Raw genomic sequence first — 15,921 nt, 5'->3', positions numbered from 1 at the left:
CTACGCGAGCAGGTCGTCCATCAGCTCGCGGATCCGGGCGACGACCGCGGCGGGTGGCCGCTCGCGCCACGCGGCAAGCAACGGCTCACGCTGTTCCTCGTCACCGAGGAGGGCGGTGAGCCGTTCGCCGTTCTCGGACGGGAAGAACATCTCGATCTGGCTGCCGATCCGCTTCGCGAGTGCGGACAGTTCGCGGGCGGTGTCGATGTCATCCCGGTACGCCGCGAGCTCCGCGCCGCCCGCGGCCCACGCCCCGATCACCGGCAGGTCCCGTGAGGTCAGCGCGTCGTCGCGGACAAGCGACAGCATCGCGGTCGCCTGGGCCGCGGCGTCGTTCCCCGACACCCGCCGAGCCTCGGCGACCCGCAGGTAGAGGATCGCCGCCGTGGTCCGCAGCATCACGCGCGGCTGGGGCAGCGGCCCGCTCCAGCCGGCGAGGATGCGGGTCACCTCGTCGGCGTGGGCGAGCACGTCGTCGTACCGCTTGCGCTGCCAGGCGAGGCGGGCCAGGCCGAGGAACGCCTGCGCGGCGTCGATCTGCTCGGACTGGCCCAGTGTGGCCGTCTCGCCCAGTCGCCGCTCCGCGTCCGCGTCGCCGGCGAGGGCGAGCTGCGCGTCCAGCCGGACCCGGATCGACCGCGCGTCCTGTGCGGCGCCGACCAACTCCATGTGCTGCACGCTGCGCGTCAGCCACTCCGCCGAACGGGCATCCCCGCTCGGGACGAGGAACTGCCCGACGGCACCGGCCGCCATCGCCATGCCCCAGTGGTCGCCGGCGGCCTCGAAGCGGTGGTACGCCTGCTCGGCGTCGCCGATCGACGCTTCCGGCAGGCCGCCGTTCTCCCGGACCGCCGCGCGCGCGAACAGCCCGAGCCCCTGCACGTACGGGTCCGGGTGCGCGATCATCTCGGTCGCGCTCTTCAGGTTCTTCTCCAGGTCGGAGAGGTCGAAGCCGGGCAGCGCCGACGCGAGAGCGGTCAGCCGGGACGACACCGCGGCGGGACGTTCGGCCAGCAGCGTCCGCAGCGCCCGGCGGGCGAGCACGGCGGGCCGCAGGTCGGCGCTGACGCCGGCGTTGACGCTGATCACCACGCACATCCAGGCCAGCCGCTCGGCGTTGGGCAGTGGCCGGCCGCTGGCCGTGCCGCGCAGGATCGCCGACCGCAGCCGCCGCTGCGGCTCGTCGATGTGCAGCAGCCCGCGCGCCCAGGCCAGGACCTCAAGGTGCAGGCCACGCACCGACCAGAGGTGGAACAGCGCGGTGGCGACGTCCACGGCGGCGGGCTCGTCGTCCGCTCCCATCGCCCACCGCAGGGCCGCGACCAGGTTGTCCTGCTCAGCGGCGCACCGGTGCAACGCCTCGACCTGGCCGGGGCCGACGAAATGCCCGGCCAGTGCGACGGCCTGCTCCCGCGCCCACCTGACCAGACCGGCCATGGCCTGATCCCGGGCACCGGCCGCGTCCAACCGGGCCTCGCCGTACTCACGGACCGTTTCGAGCATCCGGTAGCGCGGCGGGCCGTCCCCCTCGACCAGGGTCAACAGGGACTGTTCGACGAGGGTCGCCAGGCCGCGACGTACGTCCGGGGCGTGCGCGACGGCGGCGGCGAGGTCCGCGGTGAACGGCGCGGGGATGGCCGCGACCCTCTCCAGCAGGACCCGGTCGTCCTCGGCGAGCAGCTCTCTGCTCCAGTCGACCAACGCCCACAGGCTCGCGTGCCGCTCGGGCAGGCCGCGCAGGGCGTCGTCAAGCAGCGCGAACCGGTCGGTCAGCCCGGCGAGCACGTCGTCGATCGGCATGTGCCGCAGTCGCGCGGCGGCCAACTCGAGGGCCAGCGGCAGGTTGTCGAGGCGGTGGCACAGCGCGAGCGCCCGCGCGGTGTCCCAGGTCGGCACGGCGCCGCCGGCCCGTGCCCGGGACTCGACGAGCGCGAGCGCGTCGGCGTCCGGCAACGCGGTCAGTCGGTGGACCAGTTCGCCGACCAGGCCCAGTGGGGCGCGGCTCGTCGCGAGCACCGCGACCTCCGGCGAGGCCGCCGCGACCAGGTCCGCGACGACGACGGCCACCGCGTCGAGCACGTGCTCGCAGTTGTCCAGCACCAGCAGCCCGTCCAGGTCGGGCGCCACGGCGCGCAGTCGCTCCTCGGGGCTGAGGACCCGCCGTTCCAGGCCCAGGTTGGCGCCGGTCGCCGTGGTGTCGGCACCGCCGAGCGCGGCGAGCACCGTGGGCAGCACCTCCTCGGGCGCGCGCAGGCCGGCGAGTTCGATCACGCGGACCGCCCGCCCGGCCGCTGCCGTACGCCTCGCGACCTCGGCGGCGAGCCGGGTCTTGCCTGCCCCGCCGGTCGCCACGATCGTCAGGACAGGTGTCTCGGCGAGCCCGTCGGTGACGGCCTTCACGTCCCGCTCCCGGCCCACGAGGGCGGCCATGGGGCGACGCCACGCGGCGGGCAGCGTGATCCGCGCCGGTTTCCGGGGCGGCGCCGCGACGGGCGGTGCGGCGAGTTCACCGCGCAGCAACGCCAGGTGAACGTCCGTGATCACCGAGGACGGGTCGGTGCCGTACCGGTCGGCCAGCTCGGCCCGGAGTCGCTCGACCACCTCCAGCGCCTCCGCCTCGCGCCCCTGGGCGGCGAGCACCCGGACGAGCAGTGCGGCCGACGGCTCGTCCGGGGGCGTACGCGCGACGAGCCGGCCCAGGTCGACCTCGTCGAACGCACCGACGCCGGCGAGTGCCGCCTGCGCGCGCAGCGCCGTGACATCCGCGAACAGGCGGGTGTCCTCGCTGGTGACCAGCTCCGGGACTTCGGGGAACAGGGCACGTGCCTGATCGGCCAGGCCGCGGGCTGCACGGACGTCGCCACAGTGGAACACGGTCCGCGCCCGGTCGACGAGCGTGCGCGCCTCGACCGCGTCGACGGTGACCTCCTCGGCGGGCAGCCGGTAGCCGCCCGGCACCGCGACCACGGGCAGGCCGAGGCGGCGGACTCGGGACACGAGGGCCTGGACGGCGCCGGTGGCGTCGTCGGGCGGCGTCCCGTCCCAGACGGCGTCCACGAGCAGACTCGTGGAGACCGCGCGCCCCCGCGCATCGACGAGCGCACGTACCACCGCCGCGAGGCGTTCACCCCGGACCGGCCGGCCGTCGACGGCGAGTGGGCCCAGGGTCTTGATCTGCACGGAACCAGCATCCCTCACGCGTGCACCATCCCCACCACCGACGGGCGCCCGGCGGGCCGCGACCCCTGCGCCGGCTTGACACGCGGGCATTTCCTTAGGTTAGCCTCACCTAATGCAGAACGAGTTGGCGTCGGTCAACGGGGAGCGCAGCCTGTCCGGCGTCGACCTCCACCTGGGCTATCACGGCGTGCCGGTGGTGCACGGTGCCGCGATCACCCTCCGCGCGGGTGCCGTGACCGCACTTGTCGGGCCGAACGGCAGCGGCAAGTCCACGCTGCTGCGGGCACTGGCCCGACTGCACCCGATCGAGGCCGGAATCGTGCACCTCGCCGACGGCGTCACGGCCGCCAGCCTCGCGGCCCGGGAGTTCGCCCGGCGGGTCACCCTGCTCGCCCAGAGCAGGCCGGTGCCCAGCGGGGTCACCGTCCGCGACGTCGTCGGCTACGGTCGCCACCCCTACCGGGGACGCTGGCGCGCGGAGGACCCGCAGGGTCCCGCCGCGATCACCCGCGCCATGGACGTCACGGGCGTCGCGACGATGGCCGAGCGCCCCGTCGACGAACTGTCCGGCGGTGAGCTGCAGCGCGTGTGGCTGGCCACCTGCCTGGCCCAGGACACCCCGGTGCTGCTTCTCGACGAGCCCACCACGTTCCTCGACCTGCGCTACCAGGTGGAGATCCTCGACCTGGTCCGGGACCTCGCTAACGACCACGACGTCGCCGTCGGCGTCGTGCTGCACGACCTCAACCAGGCAGCCGCCGTGGCGGACGAGGTCGTCCTGTTGCACCACGGACGGGTCCGCGCCACCGGCACCCCGGCCGCGGTCTTCACCGAGGACGCCCTCACCGAGACCTACGGGATCCGCATCGAGGTGACCACCGACCCGCTCAGCGGACTTGTCACCACCCGCCCGGTCGGGCGGCACCCGATCCGCGCCCTGGTCTGAACACCCCTTCATCCGCAACAGAGAAAGACCGTCATGACCCGTACCCGTTTCACAGCCCTTCTCGCCGTCGTCGCCGCGTTGACGCTCGGCGCCTGCGGCACCACCGAGAACGCCGCCAAGCCGGACCCCTCCGCCGCGGCGGCCGGCGGCCCGGTCACCCTCACCGACGGCCGGGGCAAGGAGGTCACCCTCAAGGCCCCCGCGACAAAGGTCGTCGGGCTGGAGTGGGGCGAGGTCGAGATGCTCGTCAGCCTCGGCGTCATGCCCGTCGGTGTCGCCGACCCGAAGGGATACGGCACCTGGGTCACCGCCGCGAAGCTCGACCCGAGTGTCAAGGACGTCGGCACTCGCGGCGAGCCCAGCGTCGACTCGATCGTCGCCCTCCAACCCGACCTCGTCGTGATGGAGGACGACCGGGGCGCCACCCTGATCAGCCAACTGGAGAAGTACGTCCCCGTCGTGGTCGCCAAGGGCAGCGACGCCACCGACAACCTCGGCCGGATGCGCAACGACCTCACCATGATCGCGAAGGCGGTCGGCAAGACCACCGCGGCGGAGAAGCTGCTCACCGACTTCGACGCGGCCATCGCCGACGGCAGGAAGAAGATCGCCGACGCGGGTGCCGCCGGCCGGCCGTTCGCCATAGCCGACGGCTGGAAGGAGGGCAGCACCGTCAGCATCCGGATGTTCGGCAAGGGCGCGCTGGTCTCCCAGATCGGCATCCAGCTCGGCCTCACCAACGCCTGGACCGGCAAGACCGACGAGGTGTGGGGCCTGGGCCAGACCGACGTCGAGGGCATGACGGTGCTCAAGGATCCGAATCTACGCCTCTTCTACAGCGCCTCCGACGGCGACGACGTGTTCGCCAACGGTCTCGCCGGCAACGCCATCTGGAAGTCGCTGCCCTTCGTGCGGCAGGGCAACCTGCACAAGATGCCCAACGGCATCTGGACCTTCGGCGGGCCGCTCTCCGGCAAGCAGTACATCGACGAACTCGTCAAGACGTACGCGGTGTGAGCGTGCTCAGCGCACCCCCACGTCCGGAGCCGGCCACCCGGCCGGCTCCGGACGGACGCCCGGCCGCGCCCCGCGTCGCCGTCGTCTTCGTCGCCGCGACCCTGCTGCTGCTCGTGGTCGGCGCGGTGCACCTCACCCAGGGCACCTCGAACGTCGGCGCCCCGGACCTGCTGCGGCTCGTGACCGGCACCGACAACGAGGCGGCCCGCGTCCTGATCGCCGCCCGGCTGCCCCGACTGCTCGCGGGGCTGGCCATCGGCGTCGCGCTCGGGTTCGCCGGAGCCGCATTGCAGTCGATCGCCCGCAATCCACTCGCCTCGCCCGACACCCTCGCGGTCAACGCGGGCGCCCACCTGGCGATCGTCTCGGTGGCCGCGTTCGGCGTCTCGCTGCCCGCGCTGCCCGCCGGCGGCCTCGCCTTCTGCGGGGGGTTGGCCGCCGCCGGCCTGGTGCTGGCGATGTCCTCCGGCGGGCAGGCCGGCACGACCCGGCTGATCCTCGCCGGCTCGGCGACCGCCCTGGCGCTCGGATCGGTGACCACCCTGCTGCTGCTCCTGTTCGAACAGGCCACCATCGGCCTGTTCGCGTGGGGCAACGGCTCGCTGGTGCAGAGCGACCTGACCGCGCTCACCCAACTGGCCCCGGTGATCGTCGCCGCGATCGTCCTGTTGATGCTGCTCGGGCACCGCCTCGACATCCTCGCCCTCGGCGACGACACCGCCACCGTGCTCGGGCTCGACGTGCGGCGTACCCGGCTCACCGTCATGGTGCTGGCCGTGCTGCTGTCCGCCGCGGCCGTCACCCTCACCGGTCCGGTCGGCTTCGTCGGCCTGTGCGCCCCGGTGATCGTCCGGCTGCTCGGCCCCGTGGTGCCGGGGGTGCACCGGCACCGCATCCTGCTGCCGTTGTCCGGCATCGCCGGCGTCATCATCGTGCTCGGCTCGGACGTGCTGTTGCGCGCCGTGATGGGCGGGCAGGCCGGGGTCGACATCCCCACCGGCGTGGTCACCACCCTGTTCGGCGCGGCGATCCTGATCTGGCTGGCGCGCCGGCACCGCGACGCCGGCCCCACCCGCCGCCCGCCCGGCGGACACGCGGCCGTCCGCTCCGCCGCGTTCCACCGCGGCGTCGTCGCCGTCGCCGCCGCGGTGACCGTCTGCGCCGTGACGGTCGGCATGCTCGCCGGCGACACCTGGGTGCTGCTCGGTGACGTCGTCAACTGGGTCAACGGCAGCACCGGGCCCGCGTACACCTTCGTGCTGGACCAGCGGTGGCCGCGTGTCGCCGCGGCGGTCCTGGCCGGCGCGGCGCTCGCGGTTGCCGGCACCACGGTGCAGGCGGTCTGCCGCAACCCGCTCGCCGAACCCGGCATCCTCGGCATCACCGCTGGCGCCGGGCTGGGGGCCGTCTCCCTGCTCACCTTCGTGCCGCTGGCCGGCGTCTGGGCCGTCTCCGGCGTCGCCGGACTCGGCGCGATGCTGGCCTTCGCCCTGGTCTACGGCCTGGCCTGGCGCGGCGGGCTGAATTCCGACCGGCTGGTGCTGATCGGCTTCGGCGCCTGGCAGGGAGGGATGGCGGTCATCACGTACCTCGTCGTCGCCTTCGACCCGTGGAACACCGGCAAGGCGCTGACCTGGCTGTCCGGCTCCACCTACGGTCGGATGCCCACCCAGGTGCTGCCGGTGCTGATCGCCCTGCTGGTGCTCACCCCGGCCGTGGTCGCCGCCCGTCGCGACCTCGACCTGCTGGCCCTGGACGACGACACCCCCCGGGTGCTGGGCGTCCGGCTGGAACCTACCCGGCTGGTCGCGCTCGGGGCGGCGGCGCTGCTCACCTCCACCGCCGTCTCGGCCGTCGGGGTCATCGGCTTCGTCGGCCTGGTCGCCCCGCACGCCGCGCGGGCGCTCGTCGGCGGGCGGCACTCTCGGGTGCTGCCGGTGGCCGCCCTGCTCGGCGCGGCGCTGGTCAGCATCGCCGACACCCTCGGCCGGACGGTCATCGCTCCGGCCCAGATCCCCGCCGGCCTGGTCACGGCCATGATCGGCGCCCCGTACTTCGTCTGGCTGCTGTGGCGCTCCCGCGCCGTGGCGAGCCCCACCCGGTAGACGCCGGCCCGAGTCGAGAGAGGCACCATGACCGAGACACTGCCCATCGCGCCGTACCGCGTGTTCGCCGTCACCGTCCGCTCGGTACGCCGACTCAGCCCGTCCTTCACCCGGGTGACCTTCACCGGAGCGGACCTCGACCGCTTCGCCGACAACGGTGACGACCAGCGGATCAAGCTGGCGCTGCCGCTGCCCGGTGAGCGCGGGGTGGATCTTCCCCAGGGCGCGGACTGGTACGCGACCTGGCGGAGCCTGCCCGAGCACCGACGCCCCCCGATCCGTACCTACACGGTGCGGGCCGTCCGACCGCACCTGGCCGAGGTCGACGTCGACCTGGTGCTGCACGGCGACGGCGGGCCGGCGACGCGCTGGGCGCGGCGGGTGAGCGAGGGCGACCAGATCGCCATCGTGGGGCCGGACTCCGCCTACGACGGTGACCACGGCGGGGCCGAGTTCCGCCCGGCGGCCGGGAGCAGCCTGCTGCTGGCCGGGGACGAGACGGCCGTGCCGGCGATCGCCAGCATCTGCGAACGCCTGCCCCGCGAGGCCCGGGGCGTGGTCCTGCTGGAGGTGCCCGACGGCGACGACGTGCTGCCGTTCGCCGCGCCCCCCGGCGTCGAGGTGCGCTGGCTGCCCCGAGGCGTCGATGCCCATGGCAGCCAGCTGGTGCCCGCCGTCGCCGTGGCGGCGGAAGAGCTGCTGACCCCGGGGACGGCGCGGGCGAACCAGCCGGTCACGGACGTGGACGTCGACACCGAGATCCTGTGGGAGGTCCCCGACGAGGTGACCGCGACGCCGCTCTACGCGTGGCTCGCCGGAGAGGCCGGCGTCATCCGGAACCTGCGCCGGCACCTGGTGACCGAGCGCGGCCTGGACCGGCGGGCGGTGGCCTTCATGGGCTACTGGCGTCTCGGCCGCGCCGACGACGCCTGAGGCCCCGCCGCCGCCACGAGGACGACAGGCGCACGCGAGGTGCGGCGCGGACCACGAGGTGCGTACAGTTTCGGGTCGGACTTGGGGCGGGCCGGCTGGACCGGCACGGGATACGGGACGAGACACAGACGCATGACGGTGGACAACATTACCGATAACGGTCAAGAGGGCATTGACCGAAGCCGGCTGGAGGCCTGCCTCAGCGTCTTCGAGGCGTTGGAGGAGCTGCCCTCGGACCACCCGGACGTGGTGCGGGTGCAGCGGGCCACCGCCCGGCTCTACAAGGTGATCAAGCAGCGGCGGCGCGAGGAACGGCGGGACGCCATCCTCGCCGCCGACCGCGCGGTGACGGAGGCCACCGCCACCGGCGCACCGGGGCGGATCGACGACGAGACCCAGGGCATCCCGCTCGCGTCCTCCGCCGCGGGCGAGACGGCGGGCTTCCTGCACAACCCCCGCGGCTGCTACGTGTGCAAGCAGCGCTACCGCGAGGTGGACGCCTTCTACCACCAGCTCTGCCCGTCCTGCGCCGCGCTCAACCGGGAGCGCCGCGACGCCCGTACCGACCTGACCGGCCGGCGCGCGCTGCTCACCGGCGGGCGGGCGAAGATCGGCATGTACATCGCGCTGCGGCTGCTGCGCGACGGCGCGCACACGACGGTGACCACCCGGTTCCCGCACGACGCGGTCCGCCGGTTCGCCGCCATGCCCGACAGCGGGGACTGGCTGCACCGTCTGCGCATCGTCGGCATCGACCTGCGCGACCCCGCCCAGGTGATCGCCCTCGCCGACTCGGTCAGCAGCCAGGGCCCCCTGGACATCCTGATCAACAACGCGGCGCAGACCGTCCGCCGCTCCCCCGGGGCGTACGCGCAGCTCATCGCCGCCGAGGCCGCGGCCCTGCCGGACGGCCCGCTGCCGGAGCTGATCACGTTCGCCAAGCCGGACGGCCAGGGCGGCCCGGTGGGCAGCCTGACCGCCGGGCCACAGTCGACGGCGCTCACCCCGCACGCGCTCACCGCGCTGGCGCTCACCAGCGGTTCCGCCTCACCGGAGCGGATCGCCGCGTCCACCGCCATCGACGCCGGGGGTCTCGTGCCCGATCTCGACTCGGTCAACAGCTGGGTCCAGCGGGTGCAGGAGGTGGACCCGGTCGAGCTGCTCGAAGTGCAACTGTGCAACGTCACCGCGCCGTTCGTGCTGGTCAGCCGGCTCCGGCCGGCGATGGCGGCCGCGTCGGCCCGACGCAAGTACGTGGTGAACGTGTCGGCGATGGAGGGCCAGTTCGGCCGCGGCTACAAGGGGCCGGGGCACCCGCACACGAACATGGCCAAGGCCGCGCTGAACATGCTGACCCGCACCAGCGCACAGGAGATGCTTACCGACGGCATCCTGATGACGAGCGTCGACACCGGCTGGATCACCGACGAACGCCCGCACCCGACGAAGATGCGGCTGGCCGACGAGGGCTTCCACGCCCCGTTGGACCTGGTGGACGGCGCGGCCCGGGTGTACGACCCGATCGTCCGCGGCGAGCTGGGCGAGGACCTGTACGGCTGTTTCCTGAAGGACTACGCGCCCTGCGCCTGGTGATCGCCGGGTACGGACGATGAGGAGAGTCATGTCAGCTGATCGTGAATCGTGGCCGACGCTGGACGAGCTGCTGCGCGAGGAGACCGAACTGGAGCTCGCGGGCCTGTCCGAGACCGACGCGTACGAGCTGGGGCAACTCGCCGTCGCCGCCGCCCGCGAACAGCGGTTGCCGGTCTCGGTGGGGGTGTGGCGGGCCGGTCGCCAGCTGTTCCACTGTGGCCTGCCCGGGTCGACGGCGGACAACGACGGGTGGCTGCGTCGCAAGGGGCGGGTGGTGATGCGGTTCGAGCACTCCTCGCTCTACATGGCCCGGTTGTGCCAGGACAAGCAGGTGACGCTCGCCGAGAAGTTCGGCCTACCAGCCTCCCGCTACGCGGCGGCCGGCGGTGCGGTGCCGCTGCGCGTACGCGGCACCGGCGTGGTGGGCTGGGTCGGCGTGTCCGGGCTCCCGCAGGTGGAGGACCACCGCTTCGTCGTCGACATCCTGCGCAAGCTGCCCCGCTAGGCCCTGTGTCAAAGCCCCTGGTCAGCGTGCGCGCTGGTTGGCCCGCAGGGCGCCGAGGAGCACACCGGGGCGGGCCAGCGTGAGTGGGTGTTCCCGCATGGAGACGACCTGGTTGAACCGTCGCGCGATCGCCACGTCGGTGACGGTCGCGGCGATGATCTGCCGGCTGGCCCAGCTGGTGATCCGGTGCCCCCGCGGGTAGGGCCCGTCGACGTGGGGCAGCGCCAGGTCGGCCGAGGTCGACGTCGACCACGCGGCGTCGACAACGATCTTCTGCAACGCGAAGTACTCGCGTGCGGGGGCGGTCAGGTCCGGCCGGCCGCGCAGGTACGTCGACAGGCAGGCCGCGTGCAGGGCCGCCGCCGTCATGCCCTGCCCGTAGACCGGGTTGAACGACGCGACGGCGTCGCCCACGCTGACGAGCCCGCCCGGGAACCGCCCCAGCGCGTGGAAGTCCCGCCGCCGACTGTCGGCGTGGTGGTAGGTCTGGACGTCGCCGAGCATCTCCTGGCCGGCGACGTCGCCGAACTCGGGCGGAAACTGCTCCCGTAGTCGGCGGACGAAATCCTGCGCCGTGCTGCCGGGGCGGTTGTCCCCGTAGCCGGCCATCATGGCCATCCACCGACCGTCCTCGATGGCGAAGAACGCGGCGCCGGCCACGTCCGAGGCCATCTTCGGGGTGTTCAGCGCCAGTGCGACAGTCGAGGACGGGGCCGTTTCCGGGCGGCGGAACAGGGCTGTCGCGTAGTTGAGGTGCACGGTCATCCGCCGGGTGACCGGTCGGTCCCAGCCGGCCTGCTCCAGCCAGGCCGACAGCTTGCTCGACCGCCCCATGGCGTCCACCACGAGGTCGCCGCTCTCCACGCCGGGCACCCCACCGACGTCGCAGCGCACGCCTGTGACCACGGTGCCGTCGAACACGAGACCCGTGGCACGGGCGGTGACCGTCTTGACGTTCGGCAGTCGCAGCACCTGTTGGCGGATCAGTCCCTCCAGGAGCGGCCGGCTGCCGGCCAGGCTGTCGGCGTCGTCCGGGACGACGACCCGCAGGCGACCGTCGAGGTAGTTGCGCCTGGCCGCGGGCGGCGCCTCGACCGCACCGCGCGCCAGGGCCGCCTCGCGGAAGCCCGGAAACAGCCGCTCGAACTGGAGGAAGCCGCCGGGCAGCAGCGCGTGCAGCTGCGTCCCCTGGGGTACGCCGGGGCGCGCGCCGCTCACCTGCGGGTCGTCCCGGTCGATGATGACGACGCTGTCGGCGTAGTCGGAGAGCACGCGAGCGGCCAGCAGGCCGGCGACACTGCCGCCGACCACGACTGCCGTGCCCAGCACCGGGGTCGGCTGGTCGGGGGGGCGCACCGCGTTCAGCTCGGCGAAGATCCGGGCGCGGGAGAGGGACATCGTGCTCTCCAAGGGTATGGATGGTCGGTCGGGGTGACGCCCGCCGATCGTTGCACAAGCACCGCACATTTACCGAACGTGTCCGCATGGTGACTAGCTGTGGAACGGCGGATGGGCATGGCCGAGGTGGGAGGACTCGGTTGGCGGACGTCGATGTCAACTGTCACGATTCCCGGCATGCCCATTGCGCGTCGTACTCTGCTCGGGGGCGGTCTGGCCGCCGTGACCTCCGCCCTCGCCGGCTGCGCCGACGACGGCGCCACGACGCCCGGCCTGGGCGATCCCGGCGACGCGGCGACCGCGACCGACGCCGCCGGAAACCGGGTGGGCTTCGGCTCGGCGGGCAACAGCGCGGCGCCGTCCGGCTCGCCGAGCGCCACCGCGACACCGGGTGGCGTGCCAGCCGGCCAGGCCCGGTACGCGCAGGGCGTGACGGCGCTGCTGCGCAAGCACCTCCCCACCACCGGGCAGACAGTTGCGCACAAGGGCTTCCCCGGTGCCGTCGCGGTCGTCCTGGTCGATGGGAAGTCGACTGTGCACATCGCCGTCGGGGAGGCGCTGCGCTACGGCGCCGGCCCGAAGCTGCTCCCGGCGGGCCAGCGTGTCGCGATGCGCCCCGACTCCATCTTCGACCTCGCCTCGGTGACGAAGGTCTACACGGCCATCCTGCTGCTGCAGCAGGTCGACAAGGGCCGCGTCGACCTGGGCGCCCCGGTCCGCGACTACCTGCCGGGCTTCACCGGGACCGGCACGGAACGCGTCACCGTCGAGATGCTGCTCACCCACACCAGCGGCCTGCCCGTCGGTGCCAAGGTCACCGGCCTCGCCGACAACGCGGCCCGCTGGAACGCCGTGCTCACCACCGGGCTGGTCTCCGGCGCCGTGCCCGGGGACACGTTCCGCTATTCCAGCGTCGGGCTCATGGTCGCCGGCAAGATCGTCGAGAAGGTCACCGGCCAGCGGCTCGACCAGGCGCTCAAGAGCAACCTCACCGGCCCAATGGGCCTGCGCGACACCGGTTTCACCCCCAACACGTGGCTGTCGAGCACCGCGAAGACCGGCCGACTCGTCGCCACCGACGCCCGATCGTCGCGCGGCCTGCTCCGTGGCACCGTCCACGACGACGTCGCCAACCACCTCGGCGGCGTCGCCGGTCACGCCGGCGTCTTCGCGACCGCCACCGACCTCGCGGCCATCGGTCAACTGCTCCTCGACGGAGGCACCCACCGGGGCAAGCGGATCCTCGGCGCGGCCACCGTGCGCCGGATGCTCACCGACCACAACGCCGGAAAACCCGCCGTCGACCCGGAGCGGCCCAACCGGACCGCCGCCCACGGCCTCGGCGTCGTCCTCAACCAGAGTTGGTTCATGGGCCGGCTCGCCTCGGCCCGGACCTTCGGTCACACCGGCTTCGCCGGCCCCTCGCTCCTGGTCGATCCCCGCCGCAAGCTCGTCCTCGCCCTGCTCACCAACCGCGCGCACCCCAACTGGAGTTGGTCGAATCCCGATCCGGTCCGCGCGGCGGTCGGCGACCTGCTCGCCAAAGAGGTCGCCTGAGCATGTGCGGAAGGTGTGGACCGCCGAACCTCACCCTGACACGATACTTGCGCTAGTAGTGCAAATACTTCGTCTCGAACGGTGGAGGATCGATGCACACGTCTCGCCGGAGATTGCTCTGGACGGTGGCCGGGGTCGCGCTCGCCGCCAGCCTGTCCGTCACCCCCGTCCCGCGTGCCGCCGAGGCCGCCGCCCCGCAGGCGTACCGTCCGGTGGTCTTCGTGCACGGCAGCGCGGGATCGGCGGCGCAGTTCCAGTCCCAGGCCAAACGTCTGACCAGCAACGGCTATCCGATCGACGTCATCGAGGCCCACGAGTACGACTCGCCAAACATCGCCACGATCCTGCCCCAGGTGTACGCGGGGCTCGACGCGCGGATCACCCGCCTGCTGGCGGCGACCGGCGCGGATCGGGTCGACCTGCTCGCGCACTCCCTGGGCACCTTCGTCATGCAGGGCTACCTCAACAGCTCACCGGCGCGCGCGGCCCGGGTGGCGCACTACGTCAACCTGGACGGCCGCACCGCGACGACCCCACCCGGCGGGGTGCCCACCCTCGCGATCTGGGGTGAGGGCGACCCGGCCCGCGCCATCGTCGGCGCGACGAACGTGCACCTCCCCGACCAGTCCCACACCCAGACCGTGTCGTCGCCGGAGTCGTTCGACGAGATCTTCCGATTCCTGCGTGGTCGCCCGCCACACACGACGCGGATCGTGCCGCAGCTCTTCGGCACCGCCCGGGTTTCCGGCCGCGCGGTGCTCTTCCCGAGCAACGTGGGCGTCACCGACGCGACCCTGGAGGTCTACCCGGTCAACCCGTTGACCGGCGGTCGGCTGTCGCAGCGGCCCGCGCATCGGGCGCCCCTGAGCGGCGACGGCGCGTTCGGCCCCGTGCCGGTCCTCGCCACGGCCCGCTACGAGTTCGCGATCGTGCGCGCGGGCGCGCCGACGCACCACTTCTACGTCCAGCCGTTCCGCCGCTCGGACTCGTTCCTGCGCCTCGCGACAAGCGTGCCGGGCGAGGGCCTCAGCGCGCTCGTCGACACCAGCGACCGACACACGGCGCTGACAATCCAGCGCCAGAAGGAGTGGTGGGGCGACCAGGCCGACGCCGGCGACCACCTCTGGATCAACGGCAGGGATGTCCTGAACGCGGCGAACACGCCACGCGCCAAGAGGACGATCGGCATCTTCGCCTTCGACGACGGCAGCGACGGTGTGACCGACCTGTCCGCCCCGCTGCCGGAGTTCTTCAGCCAGACCTTCATCACGGGCATGGACGTGTTCATCCCGGCCGCCCCGGCGCACCTCGGCCTCGTCGGGATCACCGTGGGTCAACGCGGCGGCGGTCACGCCGTGCTCAACGTGCCCAACTGGAGGTCGAGCGCCCATCGGGTGACGGTGAACGTCGACGACTTCTGAACCGCCCGCCGTGGGTCTCCGGCCACCTCAGCTCGCGACGGTGGCCGGGACCCGCTCGCGCGTCCGCCGACCGACGGCGAAGCTGACCAGCCCCAGGACCAACCCGAGGACCGCGAGGACCGCGCCCACCCGGGCGGGCGCGAGATAACCGAGCCCGGCGGCGATGGCGACGCTCCCCAGGGCGGCGCCCAGGCTGTTGGCGATGTTCATGGCCGACTGGTTGACCGCCGCACCCATCAGCTGCGCGCCCGGCGCGACGGTGATCAGGCGGGCCTGCAGGACCGGGCCGAGATAGAGGCTCGTCGCACCGACCAGGAACGCCCCCACGAACAGGCCGACCGGGTTTGCCGCGACGAGACTGAACGCGGTGATGCTCACGATCATCGCGACGAACCCGATGACCATGCTCCGCCGCAGGTCACGGTCCGCGAACCACCCGCCCAGAGCATTGCCGACGGTCATGCCGAGGCCCACCGCGACGAGCGCCCACGGCACCGTCGCGGCGGAGAGCCCGGCGACGTCGGTGGTCACCGGCGCGATGTAGCTGTCCACCGCGAAGAACCCGGCGAACCCGACCGCGCCCGTCGCGGCGACCAGCCAGACCTGCGAGGTGCGCAGCGACCGCAGCTCGGCAGCCGGCGAGCCGTCGGCCGCCGCGGCGACCTCCGGGACGACCGCCAGCACCGCCAGCAGGGTGAGCACGAAGACACCGGCGATGACCAGGTACGCGACCCGCCAGCTGGTCGCCTGCCCGAGCCGGGTGATGAGGGGTACGCCGACCACGTTGCTCACGGTCAGGCCGCTGAGCACGGTGGCGAAGCCCCGGGCCTCGTTACCGGGACCCATCAGCGACGCCGCGAGCAGGCCGGCCGCGCCGAAGTACGCGCCGTGCGGGAGCGCCGCCGCGAACCGCGCCACCAGCACCAGGTCGAAGGTGGGGGCGACCGCGGAGCCGACCGTGCCGACGGCGAAGAGGACGAGCAGCCCGAGCACGAGCCTCTTGCGGGGCAGGCGCGCGCTCAGCGCGGCGATCAGGGGCGCGCCCACGACCACGCCGAGCGCGTACGCGGTGATCATCCAACCCGCCCGGGCGACAGCTCCCGACGACGACTCGGCGTACTCCCGCGAGAGCAGACCGCGTGCGATGTCGGGCAGCAGGCCCATCGCCACGAACTCGGTCAGGCCGATCGCGACGCCACCCAGTGCCAGGGCGACAAGCGCCGCCACCCGTCGACCTCTGCTCATCTCGATCACCGAGAAAATTTA

Annotated in this window: 11 protein-coding genes; 8 read left to right on the top strand and 3 right to left on the bottom strand. The window is 73.1% G+C overall.

Annotated features, from left to right (window positions below; all coding sequences use genetic code 11):
- Entirely contained in the window at positions 1–3,180 is a 3,180-nt protein-coding gene (locus tag ACPXBU_RS02050; RefSeq protein WP_425755961.1) for a BTAD domain-containing putative transcriptional regulator, read from the bottom strand.
- 112 nt (positions 3,181–3,292) lie between these two features.
- Between ACPXBU_RS02050 and ACPXBU_RS02045 the strand changes: the two genes are divergently transcribed.
- From ACPXBU_RS02045 to ACPXBU_RS02020, 6 genes are all read left to right on the top strand, one after another.
- Positions 3,293–4,126 (top strand): ABC transporter ATP-binding protein, encoded by an 834-nt coding sequence (locus tag ACPXBU_RS02045; RefSeq protein WP_393368612.1) that lies wholly within the window; start codon positions 3,293–3,295, stop codon positions 4,124–4,126.
- Between the two features lie 33 nt (positions 4,127–4,159).
- On the top strand, positions 4,160–5,143 hold the full coding sequence (locus tag ACPXBU_RS02040; RefSeq protein WP_425755958.1) for an ABC transporter substrate-binding protein: 984 nt from the start codon (positions 4,160–4,162) through the stop codon (positions 5,141–5,143).
- Complete coding sequence (locus ACPXBU_RS02035; RefSeq protein WP_425755956.1) at positions 5,140–7,248, top strand: iron ABC transporter permease; 2,109 nt, start codon at positions 5,140–5,142, stop codon at positions 7,246–7,248. The genes ACPXBU_RS02040 and ACPXBU_RS02035 overlap by 4 nt, the downstream gene beginning before the upstream one ends.
- Before the next feature lie 27 nt (positions 7,249–7,275).
- A complete protein-coding gene (locus tag ACPXBU_RS02030) occupies positions 7,276–8,181 on the top strand; it encodes a siderophore-interacting protein (RefSeq protein ID WP_393368603.1) in 906 nt (301 codons plus the stop codon).
- Between the two features lie 132 nt (positions 8,182–8,313).
- Positions 8,314–9,774 (top strand): SDR family NAD(P)-dependent oxidoreductase, encoded by a 1,461-nt coding sequence (locus ACPXBU_RS02025; protein WP_393368600.1) that lies wholly within the window; start codon positions 8,314–8,316, stop codon positions 9,772–9,774.
- A 28-nt stretch (positions 9,775–9,802) separates the two neighbouring features.
- Positions 9,803–10,279 carry a heme-degrading domain-containing protein gene (locus tag ACPXBU_RS02020; protein WP_393368597.1) on the top strand — a complete coding sequence of 159 codons (477 nt, stop codon included), beginning with the start codon at positions 9,803–9,805 and terminating at the stop codon, positions 10,277–10,279.
- 21 nt (positions 10,280–10,300) lie between these two features.
- Here ACPXBU_RS02020 and ACPXBU_RS02015 read toward each other — a convergent pair whose 3' ends face one another.
- Positions 10,301–11,677 (bottom strand): FAD-dependent oxidoreductase, encoded by a 1,377-nt coding sequence (locus ACPXBU_RS02015; protein ID WP_425755953.1) that lies wholly within the window; start codon positions 11,675–11,677, stop codon positions 10,301–10,303.
- Positions 11,678–11,854: 177 nt separating this feature from the next.
- Between ACPXBU_RS02015 and ACPXBU_RS02010 the strand changes: the two genes are divergently transcribed.
- Positions 11,855–13,234 carry a serine hydrolase domain-containing protein gene (locus tag ACPXBU_RS02010; RefSeq protein ID WP_425755951.1) on the top strand — a complete coding sequence of 460 codons (1,380 nt, stop codon included), beginning with the start codon at positions 11,855–11,857 and terminating at the stop codon, positions 13,232–13,234.
- Between the two features lie 92 nt (positions 13,235–13,326).
- Positions 13,327–14,655, top strand: coding sequence for an alpha/beta hydrolase (locus ACPXBU_RS02005; protein WP_425755949.1), 1,329 nt, complete (start codon positions 13,327–13,329; stop codon positions 14,653–14,655).
- Positions 14,656–14,682: 27 nt separating this feature from the next.
- Here the strand turns inward: ACPXBU_RS02005 and ACPXBU_RS02000 are convergent, their stop codons facing one another.
- Entirely contained in the window at positions 14,683–15,900 is a 1,218-nt protein-coding gene (locus ACPXBU_RS02000) for an MFS transporter (RefSeq protein ID WP_425755947.1), read from the bottom strand.
- Between the last annotated feature and the right edge of the window lie 21 nt (positions 15,901–15,921).

This window comes from Micromonospora sp. DT231 (genome assembly GCF_049847025.1).
Lineage (GTDB): Bacteria > Actinomycetota > Actinomycetes > Mycobacteriales > Micromonosporaceae > Micromonospora.
This window is presented reverse-complemented; position numbering and strand designations above follow the sequence as displayed.

Excerpts from the sequence above, each read along its gene's own strand:
- ACPXBU_RS02045 (WP_393368612.1), top strand. The coding sequence starts at position 3,293 with ATGCAGAACGAGTTGGCGTCGGTCAACGGGGAGCGCAGCCTGTCCGGC.
- ACPXBU_RS02040 (WP_425755958.1), top strand. The coding sequence starts at position 4,160 with ATGACCCGTACCCGTTTCACAGCCCTTCTCGCCGTCGTCGCCGCGTTG.
- ACPXBU_RS02030 (WP_393368603.1), top strand. The coding sequence starts at position 7,276 with ATGACCGAGACACTGCCCATCGCGCCGTACCGCGTGTTCGCCGTCACC.
- ACPXBU_RS02025 (WP_393368600.1), top strand. The coding sequence starts at position 8,314 with ATGACGGTGGACAACATTACCGATAACGGTCAAGAGGGCATTGACCGA.
- ACPXBU_RS02020 (WP_393368597.1), top strand. The coding sequence starts at position 9,803 with ATGTCAGCTGATCGTGAATCGTGGCCGACGCTGGACGAGCTGCTGCGC.
- ACPXBU_RS02015 (WP_425755953.1), bottom strand. The coding sequence starts at position 11,677 with ATGTCCCTCTCCCGCGCCCGGATCTTCGCCGAGCTGAACGCGGTGCGC.
- ACPXBU_RS02010 (WP_425755951.1), top strand. The coding sequence starts at position 11,855 with ATGCCCATTGCGCGTCGTACTCTGCTCGGGGGCGGTCTGGCCGCCGTG.
- ACPXBU_RS02005 (WP_425755949.1), top strand. The coding sequence starts at position 13,327 with ATGCACACGTCTCGCCGGAGATTGCTCTGGACGGTGGCCGGGGTCGCG.
- ACPXBU_RS02000 (WP_425755947.1), bottom strand. The coding sequence starts at position 15,900 with ATGAGCAGAGGTCGACGGGTGGCGGCGCTTGTCGCCCTGGCACTGGGT.